The organism is Providencia sp. PROV129 (assembly GCF_028482245.1).
GTDB lineage: Bacteria > Pseudomonadota > Gammaproteobacteria > Enterobacterales > Enterobacteriaceae > Providencia > Providencia vermicola.
The window spans coordinates 24,658-43,115 of sequence record NZ_JAMPQD010000022.1 but is presented as its reverse complement, the minus strand read 5'-3'; the positions used below and the strand labels follow the sequence as shown (position 1 = coordinate 43,115).

The window sequence follows — 18,458 nt, the reverse complement described above, 5'->3', positions numbered from 1 at the left end:
CTGTTACAAATAATCTGAATGGCGATTTTGTGCCCAACTGGAAAAAAAATCCTTAACATGTTAAAACTAATGCCAATTGTATGGTTAATACACGGCAATTTTCGCCAGAGAAAACAGCAAAATGACATCAACAAATATCGTGCGTATTGCAACGCGTAAAAGCCCTCTCGCCTTATGGCAAGCGCACTTTGTCAAAGACAAACTAGAGCAGTTTCACCCTGGCTTACAGGTTGAACTTGTCCCAATGGTCACAAAGGGTGACATCATTCTTGATACCCCACTGGCAAAAGTCGGTGGGAAAGGGTTATTTGTTAAAGAACTAGAGCTTGCACTATTAGAAGGACGTGCTGATATTGCCGTTCATTCAATGAAAGACGTACCCGTTGAATTCCCTGAAGGGCTTGGTTTAGTCACTATTTGTGAACGCGAAGACCCTCGCGATGCTTTTGTGTCTAACCAATATGACAATATTGACGCTTTGCCGAAAGGCAGTATCGTTGGCACATCAAGCTTACGCCGCCAATGCCAGCTCAGAGAGCTTCGCCCTGATTTAGTCATTCGTGATTTACGCGGTAATGTGGGCACACGATTATCAAAACTTGATAACGGCGAATACGATGCCATTATCCTCGCCGTTGCTGGTTTGAAACGCTTAGGGCTTGAAGAGCGTATTCGTACTGCGCTCGAACCTGAACAATGTTTACCCGCTGTTGGGCAAGGTGCTGTTGGCATTGAATGTCGCTTGGATGATGTGGTAACCCGTGAGTTACTTGCGGTACTCAACGATGATGATACTTCTATTTGTGTACTTGCCGAACGTGCGATGAATATGCGATTAGAAGGCGGATGCCAAGTGCCTATCGGTAGCTATGCGATTTGGCAGGATGATAAAATTTGGTTGCGTGCCCTTGTCGGTGCGCCAGATGGTAGCGTAATTATTCGCGGTGAACGCCTTATCGCGCCACAAGAGGCTAGCCAAGCAGGTATTTCACTGGCTGAAGAGCTGTTAGCACAAGGCGCGAGAGAAATTTTGGCTGAGGTCTATAAAGGAAATCCACCTGCATGAGAGTCCTTGTCACACGCCCTGAGCCCGCTGGTTCAGAGCTGATAACGGCAATTACCTCAATGGGTGGGCAAGCTTATGCTGCTCCTTTAATTTGTATTGGGCCAGGTGCTGAGCTCAATACCTTAACGACCCAGCTAGATGCCTTAGAAACGAACGATCTGGTCTTTCTTTTGTCCAAAAATGCAGTCGAGTACGCAAATTTAACACTTGAACAAATAGGACGTAGCTGGTCTGATAAGTTATCTTACTATGGAATAGGTCGTTCTACTGGGCAGTATTTTCAGCACACGACTGGGCAAATAGCACGTTGGGCTGAACATGGGGAAACCAGCGAAGTACTTCTAACGCTTCCTGAACTCCAATTTTTAGAGGGTAAACGCGCCCTTTTATTGAGGGGAAATGGTGGGCGAGAGCTTCTCGCATCCACATTACGCTCACGTGGTGCCCACGTTGATTATTGCGAATGTTACACAAGGTTGCCAGTGCATTACGACAAAACACAGTTCAATCAGAAATGGGTGCAAACCGATATTACTGATGTCGTGATCACCAGCGGGCAAATGTTAGCCTTACTTGAAGAATTAATCACCGATGAATATCGGGTATGGTGGTTTTCCCGCCGCCTGCTTGTTGTCAGTGAACGGATTGCAGATCTCGCCCGCCAAAGTGGATGGCAGAAGGTCTGTGTAGCGAATAGCGCAGATAATAATGCTTTAATTAAAGCATTAATCTCAACCGATATGGGATGCTAATTTATGACGGAACACGATAAAACAACCGAGACGGTGACGCCAAAAACAGATGAAAAATCAACAGTTCATCGCGGAACTAAGCCCTCTTCGGAACAAAAACGTTCTGGTCTCGTAGGCGGGATTATTGCGATTGCGGTTATCATCGCCATTGGTGGTGGTCTCTATTATTTCACTCAGCAAAGCAATGCAAAATTAGTCAATGAAAACAATGAACTAAAACAGCAGCTAAGTGATTTAATTGACCAGCAAAACTCAGATAGGCAACGTGTAGATGCTTTAATTGCTGCAAATAAAGATATCAAAAATCATGCACTTGAATACGAAGACAGACTAAATCGCCGTATGCAGGAGCTGCAAGCTCATGTTACGGCGCTTTCAAGTACCGATGTCAAAAGCTGGTTAATCGCCCAAGCGGATTTCATGGTAAAAATGGCTGGCCGTAAATTGTGGAATGATCATGATCCTGTTACTGCGGCTGTTTTACTAAAAAGCGCAGACTCCAGCTTAGCGGAAATGAACGACCCAAGCCTGCTTGATATTCGTAAATCCATCAATAATGACATGGCAAAACTGGCTGCAATTAACCAAATTGACTATGACGGCATTATATTAAAATTAAACCAGCTCAGTAATGAAGTTGATAACTTACGTCTCGCGGATTTAAACAGCGGTGATGCAACAGACGACAATAACAGTGACGTGAGTGATGATATCTCCGATTGGAAACAAAACTTGTCACGTAGTTGGAAAAGCTTCACCAGTGACTTTATTACGGTCCGAGCACGTGATGGTTCAGAAGCACCATTATTAGCGCCAAACCAAGATATTTATTTACGTGAAAATATTCGTTCTCAGCTTTTAATTGCCGCTCAAGCTGTTCCTCGTTACCAAGAAGAAACATATAAACAGTCATTAGAACAAGCCTCTACCTGGGTAAGGGCTTATTTTGATACTGAGGCGCCAGCTACGAAAGCTTTTTTATCCACCATTGATGAGCTCATCAATCAACCTATTGATGTTGACATGCCAGAGGCACTCGAAAGCCAAGAAAAGCTGGAAAAACTGATGCAAACACGCGTTCGCAGTTTGCTTTCACAGTCTGAAACAAGCCCATCGACTGATGGCGCAGTTGATGCAGCAGCTGAAGCGGTAAAAGACACGACAAAAGCCGCGGAAGATGCAGTGCCTGCTACGGATGCACAAACTTCGGATACAGAGCACCCTTTTGAATCCGCAGAGCCTGCGGGCAATAGGGGGTAATGATGATTAAAGTATTAATCCTCTTTCTAGTCCTGATTGCAGGTGTGATCTTAGGGCCTCTCTTGGCAGGTCACCAAGGGTATGTCTTTATTCGTACAGATAATTATGACATCACTACCAGCGTCACGAGTTTAGTTTTAGGCTTCATCTTGCTGCAATTTGTACTGCTATTCCTTGGTTGGTGTTATCGCCGTTTTATGAGCACCACTTCACGCACGAAAGGATGGGTAAGCGGTCGTAAATACCATAAAGCCCACACTCAAACTCAAAAAGCATTGCTGAAATTAGCTGAAGGTGATTTTGAGCAAGTTGAAAAGCTAATGAGTAAGCACGCTGATTTCTCTCAGCAGCCGGTGATTAACTATTTGATGGCCGCTGAAGCGGCGCAGCAACGTGGTGATGAGTTCCGCACTCACCAGTATTTAGACCGCGCGGCTGAAGCCGCTGGTAGTGACCAACTCCCTGTCGATATTTGCCGTGTGCGTATTCAGCTTGCTGAAGGTGAAGTCCACGCTGCCCGTAATGGTATCGATAAACTAATTGATAAAGCCCCAAGGCATCCCGAAGTTCTACGCCTTGCCGAACAAGCTTACTTACGTTCAGGCGCTTACCAAGCATTAATCGAATTACTTCCCGTGATGGCAAAAGTTCAGTTTCATAATGAAGACGAGCTTGATGCATTAAAACTTAAAGCTTACAAAGGGTTAATGAACCAATGTATGGCTGAAGGTGGAAGTGATGGCCTTAAAGATTGGTGGAAATCACAACCTCGCCGTGTCCGCCATGAAACCGCACTTCAAGCCTTCTTGGCTGAACACTTGATTGAGTGTGGTGATACCAAAAGCGCAGAGAAAATGATTATTGATGGCTTAAAGCAACAATATGATGAGCGCTTACTCTTGTTAATACCAAAAGTTAACAGCGATCACCCTGAAGCTATTGAGAAAACGTTACTGCATTTGCAAAAACAAAATGGTGCCACACCTTTATTAAACAGCACACTAGGTGTTTTATCGTTACATAATGCCCAATGGGAAAAAGCAGAATCCTACTTCAAAGCAGCTTTAGCACAACGCTTTGATGTTCAAGATGCTTCATGGCTCGCCGATACCTACGATAAGCTACATAAACCAAACGAAGCCGCTAAGATCCGCCAAGAGGCCCTAACGCATTCCTTGAAACAAGAACGCACTTAGTTATTCCTCAAAATAAAAACGCCACACTCTGAAGTGGCGTTTTTATTTCGTCCTCTAACTGCCGATAAATTGATAAAAAGGGTCATTTCGCCCCACTTTGTGACTCCATTAATATCTAAAAAAGACAAATAAAGTATTATCGTCGGTATACCGCATGAAGAAATGCCTATCGCTAAAAAACATAATCAATTCATTGCAAACAAAACAAGTTCAGCTATGTCATAAAACAAACACATAGTGTATAAAACACTATATGCATTTTTGCCTTGAATGAATTTAGGAAATATATATGAATGTAGTTAAAGCTATTTGGCGCTGGATTATCGCGACACCAAACCGTTTGCAAATCTTTTTTGACCTACTTCTGTTAGTTTTATCACCTTTTGTTTTTATCATGATCATCGGCTTTAATACTGAAGACCTCAGTAAAGATATTTTCATCATTACGTTTATTATTCTTTGTTATACCTACATTACTCGCTGGCTCAGCAAATGGTTTAGCAAAGGTAAAAATTAGTCTTCCTATTTGATTTCAGCCTCTTATTCCTATAAATAAGAGGCCTACCATAAAAAATGCAAAAAAAAACACCTGCACTAGGCAGGTGTAAAATACAATCAGGTCTACAGACGGATGGTGCCTCACTCAACGTTTCGCCCGTTCGTTGATGGTAAGAGGATGAGCTCTTGATCATCTAAGTTAGACAATAGGCACCGATAATCGGCTTTGCGTCATCTCTGGGTTTATGAAGCATTGCTATCATAAGAAGTGAGATGAGCATCTACATATTTAATAATGCAGGATGCGTGCCAACTTTTTCCATCATCCTATTTTTTCCCTGCTATTCCTAACGTTTCTGTATATCTTAGTTTTACGGGGTATTTTGAACCCAGAAAATTTGCACGCTCCCTTCACCTCACTTTTTTTAACCTTTAGCATGAATGAAAGCGTATTTCTTTGTCTCAATATAGAGACACCTTAACTCACTTATAAATTTAACCTTATAAATCAATAGGTAAAATGTCTCTTTTTGGCGACACGGAAGTATGGGTTTGTATAAAAATTACGACACTTATTTTTTACATAAAAAACAATGCGTTAAAGATTATGGTGTGATATAGCGAATTAATGACGTGCATGCACTCAAAAGGAACAGAAAAGAAGGGGTTTAAAAGATAGCGAGCAAGCTCGTCCAACAGTGAGTATAAAAAAATCAACATCGGGTTAAAAATGCAAAAACCCCGCTATTAAGCGGGGTTCTTTAAATTGGTCGGCGAGAGAGGATTCGAACCTCCGACCCACTGGTCCCAAACCAGTTGCGCTACCAAGCTGCGCTACTCGCCGAAATGTACTGCTTCACATCAATTTTTTTCGTGGTGCGAAAGGGGGGACTTGAACCCCCACGTCCATAGGACACTAACACCTGAAGCTAGCGCGTCTACCAATTCCGCCACCCTCGCAATGTCACAAAAAAAATGGGGTGGCTAATGGGACTCGAACCCACGACAACTGGAATCACAATCCAGGGCTCTACCAACTGAGCTATAGCCACCATAACTTCACTTTTTTCAAAGCGTTGCTATCATACTACATACAACGTCATTTTGCCAACCGTAGCGACGTGCTAAAACTGGTGCGCCCGACAGGATTCGAACCTGAGACCTCTGCCTCCGGAGGGCAGCGCTCTATCCAGCTGAGCTACGGGCGCTTAACGCCGTTGCGGGAGAGGATAGTACGGATTTATCTACCCGCTGTCTAGTCCTTTTTGAAATAAAAATATCGATTGCTTGCCTTTTATCCATTTCGCCGAGAAAGAGAGCATTTTTGCCCTCTTTTTTGCTCGACACCCATAAAAGCGCCGAGAAAATATCTTGCCTAGGCTTTTCTACTGCGGCCGTTTAACGCCTGAATTAAAAAATAAAGCAGGGAAACTGCCCCTAAAAAGAGTGCTCCGACAATTAATGACATCCGTGTATCTGGGTTTATCGCCATGCCCACTAATACACAGGCCAAAAAGAGTAACGTCGCATAGTTGACCCATGGAAATAAAATTGATTTAAACGGGTGTCCCACTAATTGTTCTTTATTTTGCTGGCGAAAACGAATTTGGCTGGTGAGCAAGACCAACCATGGTACCATTCCTGGCAAAACGCTTGCGCTGTACACGTACACAAACACTTTTTCTGGATTTGGAATAATATAATTCAAGCTAGAGCCTGCAACGAGACACAGTATTGTAAAACCAACACAACGTGCAGGAACTCCGTTTTTTGTGAGCTTCAGTAGCCCGCTGGGAAGCTGCTTATTTTGCGCTAATGCGTACAACATACGACCGCCACTGTACATCCCACTATTACACCCAGACAGCGCCGCAGTGAGTACTACAAAGTTGATCACCGCTGCCGCAGAGACAATCCCCACTTTCGCAAACGTTAAGACAAATGGACTCCCTTGCTGCCCGACTTCAGTCCACGGAAATAAGGTAACAACAATAAAAATCGCGCCAACATAAAAAATCAGAATGCGCCATAAAATGTTATTGATCGCTTTTTTCAGCGTGACTTGCGGATTTTTCGCTTCGCCTGCGGTGATCCCTACTAATTCAACGCCTTGATAGGAAGCCACAACGATACACAAGGCAAATAAAAAGCCTTTCCAGCCCCCAGCAAAGAAGCCACCATGTTCCGTCAGGTTAGCCAGCCCTATCGGCTCGAAGTTATTCCCAAGGCCAAAAAAAATTAACCCTAAACCAATCAGGATCATCACCACGATGGTGGTGACTTTGATCATCGCAAACCAAAACTCTAACTCGCCATACAAACGAACGGCAGCAAGGTTGGCCAATGCGACCAAAACCACGGCAACAATGGCAAATATCCACTGAGGTACATCTGGGAACCAATATTCGGCGTAAACACCGATGGCGGTAATTTCTGAGATCCCAACAGCCACCCACATAAACCAATAACCCCATGCGGTGAGGCACCCCCAAAATGGGCTCAGATACTTATAACCAAAAGAAGCAAACGACCCAGTGACAGGCTCCAGAAACAGCATCTCCCCCATGGAACGCATGATGAAGAAAACAAAAATACCCGCAATGATGTATGCGAGCAGTACGGAAGGCCCTGCCCATTTTAGCGTACTGGCTGAGCCCATAAATAGCCCAACGCCAATTGTTCCACCTAGCGCAATAAGCTCAATATGCCGAGCTTCTAACCCGCGCTGAAGTCCCTGTTGTGGATTCCCCATAAATACCCCTGTCATCAATTATTATCGTTAAACCACAGCGTGAATTGGAACGAAATTAGTCATAATTACTGTAATTTATTAAAAACAGCCGACTTGTCGACTGAAAAGCATGTCATAGACCCAAATTATAGAGAAAAACCATGATCTACATTTATTTTTGATGAATTATAGAAATATTTGAGGAAAGAGACCAGCGAATACGCCACTGAGTGATTTTACAATCAGCAAGGAAAGATAAAAAACCTAATAAGTAAACAAAAATAAAGCGGGAAAAATCCCGCTTTATCAATACATTATTACTCGGAAATAAACTTACAGCTTACCGCCATAATAGTAGCCTAAAAACTTCAGTAATTTAAACTGACGAGTAATACGTGAAGGTTGTGATAATAAGCGATATAGCCATTCTAAGCCTAAGTTTTGCCACACTTTCGGAGCACGCTTCACGTGACCTGTAAAAACATCGTAAGTCCCGCCAACACCCATATACAGTGCGTCTGGATGAATAACGCGACAATCACGCATAAAGAGTTCTTGCTTTGGTGACCCCATCGCGACTGTGACAATTTTAGCGCCACTCGCATGAATGCGCTCAAACAAAGCACCACGGTCTTCGGCGGTAAAATAGCCATTTTGCGAACCAACAATGTTCACATTCCACTGAGCGCGCAGTTTACTTTCGGTTTGTTCGAGGATTTCTGGCTTACCACCGACTAAGAATACAGGCGTACCTTCGCGCCCAGCTCTTTCCATCAGTCCTTCCCACAAATCTGCACCTGCAACACGGGAAACCTGAGCTTCTGGGTATTTACGGCGAATGGCGCGCACAATGCTGATCCCGTCTGCGTACAGATATTCAGCTTGGCCTAATAAGGTATTTAACGCGGTGTCTTTCTCCGCAATCATCACTTTTTCCGCATTAATCGCGACCAAAGTACCCGTTTTGGTTTCACCATTCGCAAACAAATAATTCAAAAAGTGGGCCATATCTTTGAAGCCCCAAATATTATGTCCACGAATCGAATACCGAGGAACAGATGAAGATTGAGTTGATGACGGTTCCATGATGCTTCCTTAACGACTTTCACGTTGTTGGCTTCTTAAAAAAGAAGCTGTTTTTGTGCGGATAAGCCCCGCACTTTCAAATAACCAATACAGGAGTTTTGCTAGAATCAGGCATAACCCAAAAATTAAGCAGAAAAAAACCACCCGTGAGACAAAAGAATCGACGCCTTCACGCGCTAATACGATAATGTTAAAAATCGCACCGAAGCAAAATGCCTGCATAATCGCGGCTTTATAGCGGTTTGGCTCTTGCAAACTCATGCCATAAATCCAGTCAAACCACTTAATGATCAACCCCACCGCGATTGCACCGAGCGGAATGAAAATCACCCCCCCCATCACCACTAATGAACCAATCAAAGTCGGTGAAATGGCTAATCCAGAATGGTTATTCAGCACTTCCCAAGTGAAGTAGTTCGCTGAGTTTAGTACGGTATCTGGTCGCTCTGGCCATACCCACGATGGGATAAACACATAAAAATCACGAATAATCGGTGCAAGTCCTTGGAAATCCATCTCATCATAATGGCTGAGTAATAAAGCGAGGTTTTCCCATGGCGAGAACGTATCTCGAGTCAGGTATAAGAAAGTGTAATACGCCTCGGAGCCGCTCACATCCAAACCATAACGTTTTAATGCCAGCCAGAACATCCCAACAATACTGGCGACACCTGCCGCACCCAGCATCCACAGAGTGATCCACCCCCTGACGATACCGATAAATAAAAATAGTGCGAAAGCGATGATGATATTCGCCCTTGTCCCACCCACAATAACATAGGTTAAAAAACCAAAAGCTACGGTGCTGACAAGGAAGAAAATCCAGCGTTTTTGTGTTGGTCGCAGAAAATACACAATCAGCATGGCAGGAATAAAGAAGTAGAAAAACCGCTTCAATGCGACCCCTGAAACTTGGCTGGAGAAAATTTGGCTGTAGGATTTCAGCTTGAATAGTAAAAAACCGTTCTGCATGAAGAAAATACCTACCGTCACTACCGCAATAGCGATTAATAACATGCAAGTGAGATTGGTTTCGACTTTGTTCATACTAAACAGCGCACGCCGTGAAGTCTCCACTTTGCGCGATAGCCGCGTTTTATAAGCCACGTAATAAATGGCATAAAAACTGGTCGCCGCAAGCTGCGCATACAAGAGATAATCGGCTGTCACAACCGCCACATCAAACTGGAACACTAAGGCGCAGGTTAACGGAAAACCAAAATAAAATGTCAATAAATACAACATTGAAAAGAAAATGTTGAAGTTAAAGCGAACACGTAAAAACTCTTTATAGAGCAAAGTGCCAATAAAGATGATTGATATCAGGTAGACCAACGCTAAGCCACCTAACTCCATTAGCGTCATGCTCGCCCCTCCGCGATACTGAGAATGGTTTTCCACCCCTCAGTAAAGTTTGGAGCAAAAAATTCGATATTAGCTTTATCCAACAAAGCCATTTGACGTTGCGCTTCATCCACCAGCGAGGTCGTCAATTCATCACCATAAAAAAATACAGGCACGTTTTGTGCCGTTAAATCCTGCCAAAACGTATTTTGGCGGCTGATCACAAATGGGATGCCAAATTGAATTAATAAACAAACCGTCCCAACACCTTGCTGGCGATTAAAAATGAAATAGCCGAGATCGCAGGTCTTCAACACGTTAAGATAATCACTGAATTCCATACGCTCTTTAAGGATTTCTACCTGGCCCGCTGCAAATTGGCTATTTGCCGCGTCTTCCACGTGTTGAATATAAACGTGGTTGTTCGCAGGATACCCCATTGGGATAATCACGCGAGCCTTATCACCAAACTGCTGTTTAATCGCAATCAGAGCCTCTACATGGCGATTAGAGCGATCACCTGAGTTACCGAGCAAGATAGTCAATTGCTCGCCTTCACGTGGCTTACGTTCGCTTATCGTTAAAGCAGGATCCATCCGTGTTGGAAAATACAGCACTGAAGCAGGCACTTTCGGGTTCGACTGGTGGAAATAACATAAATCGCCACGCGTCGCACAAACATGCCCAACTTTTTTTTGCGCTAAGCGGCGTAAAACATAAAACAGTTTAAATTTCAGTGAATTGGATTCTTCGTACAGGTCCGCACCCCAGATATGCCACCAAAATTGGTGAGGTTTGATTTGGCCAAATAACAGTGCCAGCCAAATCGGTGCATTAAATTGCCCATGGAAGAAGAAACGGGTACGGCGATCTGCTTTCGCCCGCTTGATCACACTATTTGCAATGGCTTTTTTACTCTCAAAAATATCAATTTCGAGCTGCGGATAAGCGTCAGCAAGCCGCGCATCATCGCTTACGACCATAAAATGCAATTTTTGTGACGGCGCCATTTCCTGGCTAATTACGCTATTAAAAAACGTCAAAACCGTCTGATTATGGTGTGGGAGATTCGATCCCAGTACATGTATTAAGGTTGTCATGCTCGCCTACGGTAAATCAAAAATACGCAACAACATAAGATAAAGTATACGATATAAGTAGCCATATAGGCCTGTGTCGCACCAACTGCGCCATGCTCAGGAATAAGCCAGTGAGCAAAACCCATCAGCAACACAAATTGACTCACTTCTGTCAGAACATAAAAACGCAATGCGGCTTTGGCTATCACCAAATAACCAAACACATATGCGCCAACTTTCAGGACATCCCCCACCAATTGCCAAGCAAAAAGGTCTCTCATTCCTGTAAACTTCTCAGAAAATAGCAGCCAAATGGCAAAATCACGCAGGAGCCAAACCATAAAACTGGCCACCGCGACAGCGGGTAAGACAAATTTTAATGCTTTGATAATTTCAGATGAAATTTCGCTTTTATGCTGTAAACGGGAAAGTGTTGGCAGCAAATACACTGAAAATGATGCGGTAATAAACTGCAAGTAAGCATCTGAAATGGTGCTAACCCCCGCCCATAACCCGACATCATCCCAACTATAACGCTCCGCCAATAGATTTCGCATCATGATATAAGCAACAGGTAATGTCACTGACGTTAATAACGCCATAACAGTGAATTTACCTAAATGCGTTGCAATGGCTTTGTCCCACGCGGGTTTAAGCATTGACAGTGCAAATTGTTTACGGCGAATAATCATCAAGCCTGCGGGCAGGACAACTAAGGCTGGTACAAGGGCTAAGCCTGCAAGCGCACCTTCATATCCACCCAAGGTATAGCACAAATAATAGGCAACAACACCCACTAAGCTCCCTAAAATGATAGCTTGAGCGTTACCCGATGCGTCTCGATAACCTTTTAGGATGGCTAAAAAATAGTTTGCGTAGGCTATCCCCATCTGAATAAAAGCCACAGCATAAATCACAGAGGCGTAATCAGGACTATCAAATAATACCTGACTAATAGCACCACTGAATAATAAGAAAACAATGGCTAACAGCGTTGAAAAGCCGAGGATTAGCGTTGATGATGTCCCTAAAACAGCACGAAGCTTGACGGGGTCTTGATGGTGCTCTGCCACATACTTTGTGACACCATTGAAAATCCCCGCACCAGACAATACACCCAGAACGGTGATCAATTGGCGGAAGTTCCCCGCCAACCCAACACCGCTCGGGCCAAATGCAATCGCCAGTAATTTAACGATAAGCAGGCCTGCCCCGATTTTAATCAGGGTAGACCCAGCAGTCCAAACAGAGGCTCTAGCTAACGACATTAGGCAAAGAACGCCTTAATCTGTTCGATAACTGTTTGTTGTTCTGCATCCGTCATGTTGTAGAACATCGGCAAACGCACCAGTCGGTCACTTTCTTTCGTAGTGTATTTGTCTTCACCATGGAAGCGACCAAACTCCAGCCCCGCAGGACTTGTGTGTAGTGCAACGTAGTGGAACACAGTTAAAATGCCGTGAGATTTCATAAACTCATTGAATTCAGTACGCTCTTCCACATCCTTCAATTTGATGTAGAACATATGGGCGTTGTGCACTAAACCTTCAGGCACAGTCGCTAATACTAAACGGCCTGCATCCGCCAGCGGTTGCAACGCTTCGTAGTAACGTTTCCATAGCAATAAACGGCGTTCGTTGATTTTGTCTGCTTCTTCCAATTGAGCCCACAGGTAAGCCGCTTGTAAATCAGACAACAGGTAGCTTGAACCGATATCACGCCATGTGTATTTATCCACTTGTCCGCGGAAGAATTGGCTACGGTTTGTCCCTTTTTCACGGATCACTTCAGCACGGCTGATTAAGTCTTTATCGTTGATTAACGTCGCGCCACCTTCCCCACCGGAAGAGTAGTTTTTGGTTTCATGAAAACTGTAACAACCAATGTGGCCAATTGTCCCTAACGCCTTGCCTTTATAGGTTGACATCACGCCTTGTGCCGCATCTTCAATGACGAATAGGTCATGTTTTTTGGCAATATCCATGATGGTGTCCATTTCACAGGCAACCCCTGCGTAGTGAACAGGCACAATCGCACGCGTACGCTCAGTAATCGCCGCTTCGATTTTCGTTTCATCAATATTCATCGTATCTGGACGGATATCAACGAACACAATTTTCGCGCCGCGCAGAACAAATGCGTTTGAGGTTGATACAAAGGTAAAGCTCGGCATGATCACTTCATCGCCAGGCTTAATATCAATCAGGATTGCCGCCATTTCTAATGACGCGGTGCAAGATGGTGTTAACTGCACTTTTGGGCAATTAAAACGTTTTTCCATCCACTCTTCACAACGTTTTGTGAAACCACCATCACCACACAGCTTGCCACTTTCCATGGCTTGTCTCATATACTCTAATTCAGTGCCTACAACGGGTGGTTTATTAAATGGAATCATGTTGTCCCCTGTATAACCAATAGGCGGTACTGGCAATCGCCGCACCGCTACGTGAATAAAGATTTAATGCCGCAACATTGCTGATTTGGGTGGCAACATTTAACTGTCTTTTTTGGTGTTGCACACACCAGTCGAATGCCGCAGACATTAACTTGCGACCTATTCCTCGCCCTTGCGCTTCAGGCACTTTAGCTAAAAGCCCGATGCGTGCAGTATCATCATCAATATGGCGCAAACTCACAAAACCTAAAATGCGGTCAGAGGCGTCTTTGACTAATAAGCAAGTATGGTCAAACGTACCAAGCACGGCTTTTTCTATCCACAACGCGTAAAACCGCCCGCTGTCCCCTTCACGATACCAAGGCGCGCGAAAACGGCTATTACTAAAGACAGAGGCAGCTGCTTGTTGCAGTAAAGGGACGTCATCCACTTGCGCCGCAACGATGCTATCTGCCACCGTTAACCCCGCCTTTAGATAAGCATTTTCTGTGCCAATAGTGAGGGCAAAATCAATTTCACCTTCGACAAATGCAAACCCCATACTGGTTAAGTCATCAATCAATAACGTTTCAGATGCTGCAACCTTGGCTTGGATGATATCGTACGCATCCATTTGATAAGCAAGGACAGTTTCGAGGTTTTTCCCCGAGAAATTTAATTTTGCGGTTGAGCGATGAAAGAAGTCGCTCTCCCACTGCAAACCATCAATACTGGCGCGGACGGACACGGAGTAAATCCTCTAAATATTGCCCATAACCGGTTTTCTTCAGTTGCTGCGCGGAAGCTGCGACTTGTTCGTCGGTTAGCCAACCATTACGCCATGCGATTTCTTCTAAGCAGGCAACTTTAAAACCTTGTCGTTTTTCAACGGTTTGTACAAATGTACCTGCCTCAATCAAGCTGTCGTGGGTGCCGGTATCCAACCAAGCAAAACCACGGCCAAGCAGTTCAACATTTAACTGCCCGCGCTCTAAATACATTTGATTGATAGACGTAATTTCTAATTCACCGCGTTCAGATGGCTTGACTTGCTTAGCAAATTCAACCACTTGAGAGTCGTAGAAATATAACCCTGTTACCGCCCAGTTTGATTTCGGTTTTATCGGTTTTTCTTCGATAGATAACGCTTTAAAATTATCATCAAACTCCACCACACCAAAGCGCTCTGGGTCCATGACTTGGTAGCCGAATACCGTTGCCCCATGTGAGCGTTCTGCGACTGATTTCAGTTTCGGGCTAAACGAATGACCAAAGAAAATGTTATCCCCTAAGACTAAACAACAGCTATCACCATTGATAAATTCTTCACCAATAATAAAGGCTTGTGCTAATCCATCTGGTGATGGCTGCTCTGCATAACTCAGTTCAATACCAAACTCATGTCCATCCCCCAATAGGCGCTTGAACATCGGTAAATCATCGGGAGTCGAAATAATTAAAATTTCGCGAATACCCGCTAACATCAAGACAGAAAGCGGGTAATAAATCATTGGCTTATCATAGATAGGCAATAATTGTTTAGAAATACCACGGGTAATTGGGTGTAAACGCGTTCCCGATCCCCCCGCTAAAATAATACCTTTCATGGTTTCACCTAATTGCCAAGGCCTAAGCGTTCACCTGCGTAGGAGCCATCTTGTACACGACGCCACCACGTTTCGTTATTCAAATACCACAACACTGTTTTGCGAATACCAGACTCGAAAGTTTCTTCAGGTTTCCAGCCCAATTCACGCTCAATTTTTGCTGCATCAATAGCATAGCGCATGTCGTGACCAGGTCTGTCTTTCACATAAGTAATTAAATCGCGGTAATGTGCTACACCTTGTGGTTTTTGCGGATGCAACTCTTCCAGCAGCTCACAAATGGTTTCAACAACTTCAATATTACGGCGTTCGTTATGCCCACCGATATTGTACGTTGTGCCTGGCTGCGCCGTTGTTGCCACCAAATGTAAAGCGCGTGCATGATCTTCCACAAACAACCAATCACGAATTTGCTCACCTTTGCCATACACTGGCAGTGGTTTGCCCGCTAAGGCGTTTAAAATAATTAAGGGGATCAATTTCTCAGGGAAATGATATGGCCCATAATTATTTGAGCAGTTGGTGATCATCGTTGGCAAACCATAAGTTCTTTGCCACGCACGCACCAAATGGTCGCTGGATGCTTTAGAGGCAGAGTATGGACTGCTTGGCGCATAAGGTGTTGTTTCTGTGAAGAAACCTTCAGGACCATCCAAATCACCGTATACTTCGTCTGTCGAGATGTGGTGGAAACGGAATGCCGCTTTTTTCCCTTCATCTAACGCAGACCAATAATGACGCGCGGCTTCTAACAGTGTGTAAGTACCCACAATGTTGGTTTCAATAAAAGCGGCAGGACCGTCAATAGAACGGTCCACGTGGCTTTCCGCCGCCAGATGCATAACAGCATCGGGTTGATATTGAGCAAAAACGTGGTCAAGTGCTTGTCGGTCGCAGATATTCACTTGCTCAAACGCATAGCGTTCACTGCTCGCGACAGGCGCGAGGGATTCAAGGTTGCCTGCATAAGTCAGGCAATCAATCACAATCGCACTGTCGTTCGTATTCTCAATAATATGACGCACCACTGCGGAGCCAATAAACCCCGCACCTCCAGTGATTAGAATGCGTTTCAACGCCAGACTCCTTTTGTATCCACAACCCATTTTTGTGGGATTGCTGAACCTTGAATGCCTTTAAAAACATTGTGGTCAACTAACATTAGGATCACATCCGCTTCATTCACCGCTTTTTCAATTGAAACTAATTCAGAAATGCCTTTCAGCGATGTTGGTAATTCTTCGATATGTGGCTCAACCGCATAAGTTTTACCTGGGTTCCAGTTCGCCACCATTTTAGTGATATGCATTGCTGGGCTTTCACGTAAATCATCAATATTCGGTTTAAACGAAAGGCCAAAACACGCAATCGTCACTTCGCTGGCTTTCTTGCCTGTTTCCACTAAGCAATCCGCAACAGCTGCTTTCACTTGATCAACGACCCAAATTGGCTTGCCGTCATTCACTAAACGTGCGGTGTGGATTAAACGTGATTGTTTCGGATTTTGAGCAACAATGAACCATGGGTCAACGGCAATACAGTGACCACCAACACCAGGGCCTGGTTGTAAAATATTCACGCGCGGGTGGCGGTTTGCTAGGCTGATCAGCTCCCACACATTGATATCTTGCTCTGCACAAATTAATGACAATTCGTTCGCAAATGCGATATTAACATCACGGAAGCTGTTTTCCGTTAATTTGCACATTTCTGCGGTTCTTGAATTGGTGATCACGCATTCCCCTTCAAGGAAAATGTTGTATAACTCACTCGCTCGCAGTGAAGACTTCGGTGTCATGCCGCCCACAACACGGTCATTTTTAATTAATTCGACCATCACTTGCCCTGGCAATACACGCTCTGGGCAGTAAGCAACATCAATATCCGCTTCTTCACCCGCTTGATGTGGAAACGTTAAATCTGGGCGAGCTTCCGCCATCCACTGTGCCATTTGCTCCGTTGTACCTACTGGAGAAGTAGACTCAAGGATCACTAAATCACCTTTTTTCAGCACAGGCGCAATCGACTCTGCCGCAGAACGGACATAAGCTAAATCGGGTTCGTGATCACCTTTAAATGGTGTTGGAACAGCAATCAAATAAGCATCGGCAGGCTGTGGCTTTGTAAAAGCTTTCAAATGACCTTCTTCAACGGCTTTCTTCACCACGATATCAAGTTCAGGTTCCACGATGTGGATTTTCCCTTGATTAATAGTATCCACCGCATGTTGGTTAACATCCACACCGACAACCTGTTTTTTACGTGATGCGAAGGCTGCTGCTGTTGGTAAACCGATATAACCAAGGCCAATAACAGAAATAGTTTCAAAACTCATAATTTCACCTGATTACTTTTTAATGCTGTAAGAATACGCTGACAAGCATGACCATCCCCATACGGGTTATGTGCGCGGCTCATTTCATGATATTCCGCATCATCTGTCAGTAACCGATTAACTTCGTTAACAATTTTTTGTGTATCTGTTCCCACAAGACGAACTGTACCTGCGTCAACGGCTTCAGGTCGCTCAGTGGTATCTCTCATGACTAAAACGGGTTTACCGAGAGAAGGCGCTTCTTCTTGAATTCCCCCTGAATCAGTCAAAATCAAGTAGGCATGATTCATTAAGTAGACAAATGGAAGATATTCTTGAGGGCTAATTAAAATAATATTATCAATATTATGCAAAATACGTTTTACAGGCTCACTCACATTTGGATTCAGATGCACAGGATAAACAACTTGTACATCTGGGTGAGCCTGAGCAATGTCAGCCAATGCGTGGCAAATACGCTCAAAACCGCCACCAAAACTTTCTCGGCGGTGGCCTGTCACTAAAATCATTTTCTTATTAGGGTCAATAAATGGGTAGTTTGCACCCAACTTTTCCATCATGTGCTGGTCGCTCATGACTTTATCTCGCACCCATAACAGCGCATCAATCACGCTATTGCCAGTCACAAAAATGTGGCTATCAGGGATCGATTCTTTTAATAAATTTTGGCGTGAGTTTTCTGTTGGGGCGAAGTGATACATCGCTAAGTGCCCCGCAATTTTGCGGTTAGCTTCTTCAGGCCATGGCGAATAAAGATTCCCCGTACGTAACCCTGCCTCAACATGCCCAACAGGAATACGATGGTAAAACGCAGCGAGGCTCGTTGCCATAGTAGTTGCAGTGTCGCCATGAACAAGAACAACATCAGGCTGGAAATCGGCAAAAACACTTTTCAGCCCTTCAAGAATACGACAGGTAATATCCGTTAAGTCTTGCCCTGGTTTCATAATGTTGAGATCGTAATCGGGTGTGATCTCAAATAATTTCAGTACTTGATCAAGCATTTCACGATGTTGTGCAGTGACACAAACTTTTGCTTCAAAATCAGCATCGTTCGCCAGTGCATGAACTAACGGCGCCATCTTGATGGCTTCTGGTCGAGTGCCGAATACAGTCAATACTTTCAC

General features: G+C 44.2%; 16 protein-coding genes and 4 tRNA genes. 5 read left to right on the top strand and 15 right to left on the bottom strand.

Going from position 1 to position 18,458, the window contains the following annotated elements:
• The first annotated feature begins 121 nt into the window (after positions 1–121).
• From hemC to PSF27_RS16160, 5 genes are all read left to right on the top strand, one after another.
• Positions 122–1,066 carry a hydroxymethylbilane synthase gene (gene hemC / locus PSF27_RS16180; protein WP_206083097.1) on the top strand — a complete coding sequence of 315 codons (945 nt, stop codon included), beginning with the start codon at positions 122–124 and terminating at the stop codon, positions 1,064–1,066.
• Positions 1,063–1,818, top strand: a complete 756-nt coding sequence (locus tag PSF27_RS16175) for a uroporphyrinogen-III synthase (protein WP_272681876.1) — start codon at positions 1,063–1,065, stop codon at positions 1,816–1,818. Before hemC ends, PSF27_RS16175 begins: the two co-directional genes overlap by 4 nt.
• A gap of 3 nt (positions 1,819–1,821) precedes the next feature.
• Positions 1,822–3,078: a uroporphyrinogen-III C-methyltransferase gene (gene hemX / locus PSF27_RS16170; RefSeq protein ID WP_272539557.1), complete on the top strand. Its 1,257-nt coding sequence runs from the start codon at positions 1,822–1,824 to the stop codon at positions 3,076–3,078.
• A 2-nt stretch (positions 3,079–3,080) separates the two neighbouring features.
• Complete coding sequence (hemY, locus tag PSF27_RS16165; RefSeq protein ID WP_206083090.1) at positions 3,081–4,274, top strand: protoheme IX biogenesis protein HemY; 1,194 nt, start codon at positions 3,081–3,083, stop codon at positions 4,272–4,274.
• 289 nt (positions 4,275–4,563) lie between these two features.
• Entirely contained in the window at positions 4,564–4,791 is a 228-nt protein-coding gene (locus tag PSF27_RS16160) for a hypothetical protein (RefSeq protein WP_206083089.1), read from the top strand.
• Between the two features lie 748 nt (positions 4,792–5,539).
• Here PSF27_RS16160 and PSF27_RS16155 read toward each other — a convergent pair.
• The 15 genes from PSF27_RS16155 to wecB form a co-directional block, all read right to left on the bottom strand.
• Positions 5,540–5,616, bottom strand: a tRNA-Pro gene (locus tag PSF27_RS16155).
• Between the two features lie 30 nt (positions 5,617–5,646).
• A tRNA-Leu gene (locus tag PSF27_RS16150) sits at positions 5,647–5,732 on the bottom strand.
• Between the two features lie 16 nt (positions 5,733–5,748).
• A tRNA-His gene (locus tag PSF27_RS16145) sits at positions 5,749–5,824 on the bottom strand.
• Positions 5,825–5,903: 79 nt separating this feature from the next.
• A tRNA-Arg gene (locus PSF27_RS16140) sits at positions 5,904–5,980 on the bottom strand.
• Between the two features lie 167 nt (positions 5,981–6,147).
• Positions 6,148–7,524 (bottom strand): bifunctional threonine/serine APC transporter ThrP, encoded by a 1,377-nt coding sequence (gene thrP / locus PSF27_RS16135; RefSeq protein WP_206083087.1) that lies wholly within the window; start codon positions 7,522–7,524, stop codon positions 6,148–6,150.
• Positions 7,525–7,836: 312 nt separating this feature from the next.
• The gene (gene wecG / locus PSF27_RS16130) at positions 7,837–8,589 is read right to left on the bottom strand and encodes a lipopolysaccharide N-acetylmannosaminouronosyltransferase (RefSeq protein WP_272681875.1); all 753 of its coding nucleotides are present in this window, start codon (positions 8,587–8,589) and stop codon (positions 7,837–7,839) included.
• Between the two features lie 9 nt (positions 8,590–8,598).
• On the bottom strand, positions 8,599–9,954 hold the full coding sequence (gene wzyE / locus PSF27_RS16125; protein WP_206083083.1) for an ECA oligosaccharide polymerase: 1,356 nt from the start codon (positions 9,952–9,954) through the stop codon (positions 8,599–8,601).
• Positions 9,951–11,033 carry a TDP-N-acetylfucosamine:lipid II N-acetylfucosaminyltransferase gene (locus tag PSF27_RS16120; RefSeq protein WP_206083082.1) on the bottom strand — a complete coding sequence of 361 codons (1,083 nt, stop codon included), beginning with the start codon at positions 11,031–11,033 and terminating at the stop codon, positions 9,951–9,953. Before PSF27_RS16120 ends, wzyE begins: the two co-directional genes overlap by 4 nt.
• Positions 11,030–12,280, bottom strand: a complete 1,251-nt coding sequence (wzxE, locus tag PSF27_RS16115) for a lipid III flippase WzxE (protein ID WP_272573894.1) — start codon at positions 12,278–12,280, stop codon at positions 11,030–11,032. The genes PSF27_RS16120 and wzxE overlap by 4 nt, the downstream gene beginning before the upstream one ends.
• Positions 12,280–13,410, bottom strand: coding sequence for a dTDP-4-amino-4,6-dideoxygalactose transaminase (gene rffA, locus PSF27_RS16110; RefSeq protein WP_206083080.1), 1,131 nt, complete (start codon positions 13,408–13,410; stop codon positions 12,280–12,282). Before rffA ends, wzxE begins: the two co-directional genes overlap by 1 nt.
• Positions 13,397–14,137, bottom strand: a complete 741-nt coding sequence (gene rffC / locus PSF27_RS16105; protein ID WP_272681874.1) for a dTDP-4-amino-4,6-dideoxy-D-galactose acyltransferase — start codon at positions 14,135–14,137, stop codon at positions 13,397–13,399. The genes rffA and rffC overlap by 14 nt, the downstream gene beginning before the upstream one ends.
• Positions 14,115–14,996, bottom strand: a complete 882-nt coding sequence (gene rfbA, locus PSF27_RS16100) for a glucose-1-phosphate thymidylyltransferase RfbA (protein ID WP_272681873.1) — start codon at positions 14,994–14,996, stop codon at positions 14,115–14,117. Before rfbA ends, rffC begins: the two co-directional genes overlap by 23 nt.
• An 8-nt stretch (positions 14,997–15,004) precedes the next feature.
• A complete protein-coding gene (gene rffG / locus PSF27_RS16095; RefSeq protein ID WP_272539560.1) occupies positions 15,005–16,072 on the bottom strand; it encodes a dTDP-glucose 4,6-dehydratase in 1,068 nt (355 codons plus the stop codon).
• Positions 16,069–17,331: a UDP-N-acetyl-D-mannosamine dehydrogenase gene (gene wecC / locus PSF27_RS16090; RefSeq protein WP_225820884.1), complete on the bottom strand. Its 1,263-nt coding sequence runs from the start codon at positions 17,329–17,331 to the stop codon at positions 16,069–16,071. Before wecC ends, rffG begins: the two co-directional genes overlap by 4 nt.
• Positions 17,328–18,458 carry a non-hydrolyzing UDP-N-acetylglucosamine 2-epimerase gene (wecB, locus tag PSF27_RS16085; RefSeq protein WP_206083074.1) on the bottom strand — a complete coding sequence of 377 codons (1,131 nt, stop codon included), beginning with the start codon at positions 18,456–18,458 and terminating at the stop codon, positions 17,328–17,330. Before wecB ends, wecC begins: the two co-directional genes overlap by 4 nt.

Excerpts from the sequence above, each read along its gene's own strand:
- hemX (WP_272539557.1), top strand. The coding sequence starts at position 1,822 with ATGACGGAACACGATAAAACAACCGAGACGGTGACGCCAAAAACAGAT.
- PSF27_RS16160 (WP_206083089.1), top strand. The coding sequence starts at position 4,564 with ATGAATGTAGTTAAAGCTATTTGGCGCTGGATTATCGCGACACCAAAC.
- rfbA (WP_272681873.1), bottom strand. The coding sequence starts at position 14,996 with ATGAAAGGTATTATTTTAGCGGGGGGATCGGGAACGCGTTTACACCCA.
- wecC (WP_225820884.1), bottom strand. The coding sequence starts at position 17,331 with ATGAGTTTTGAAACTATTTCTGTTATTGGCCTTGGTTATATCGGTTTA.
- PSF27_RS16175 (WP_272681876.1), top strand. The coding sequence starts at position 1,063 with ATGAGAGTCCTTGTCACACGCCCTGAGCCCGCTGGTTCAGAGCTGATA.
- wecG (WP_272681875.1), bottom strand. The coding sequence starts at position 8,589 with ATGGAACCGTCATCAACTCAATCTTCATCTGTTCCTCGGTATTCGATT.
- thrP (WP_206083087.1), bottom strand. The coding sequence starts at position 7,524 with ATGGGGAATCCACAACAGGGACTTCAGCGCGGGTTAGAAGCTCGGCAT.
- rffA (WP_206083080.1), bottom strand. The coding sequence starts at position 13,410 with ATGATTCCATTTAATAAACCACCCGTTGTAGGCACTGAATTAGAGTAT.
- PSF27_RS16120 (WP_206083082.1), bottom strand. The coding sequence starts at position 11,033 with ATGACAACCTTAATACATGTACTGGGATCGAATCTCCCACACCATAAT.
- hemY (WP_206083090.1), top strand. The coding sequence starts at position 3,081 with ATGATTAAAGTATTAATCCTCTTTCTAGTCCTGATTGCAGGTGTGATC.
- hemC (WP_206083097.1), top strand. The coding sequence starts at position 122 with ATGACATCAACAAATATCGTGCGTATTGCAACGCGTAAAAGCCCTCTC.
- wzxE (WP_272573894.1), bottom strand. The coding sequence starts at position 12,280 with ATGTCGTTAGCTAGAGCCTCTGTTTGGACTGCTGGGTCTACCCTGATT.
- wzyE (WP_206083083.1), bottom strand. The coding sequence starts at position 9,954 with ATGACGCTAATGGAGTTAGGTGGCTTAGCGTTGGTCTACCTGATATCA.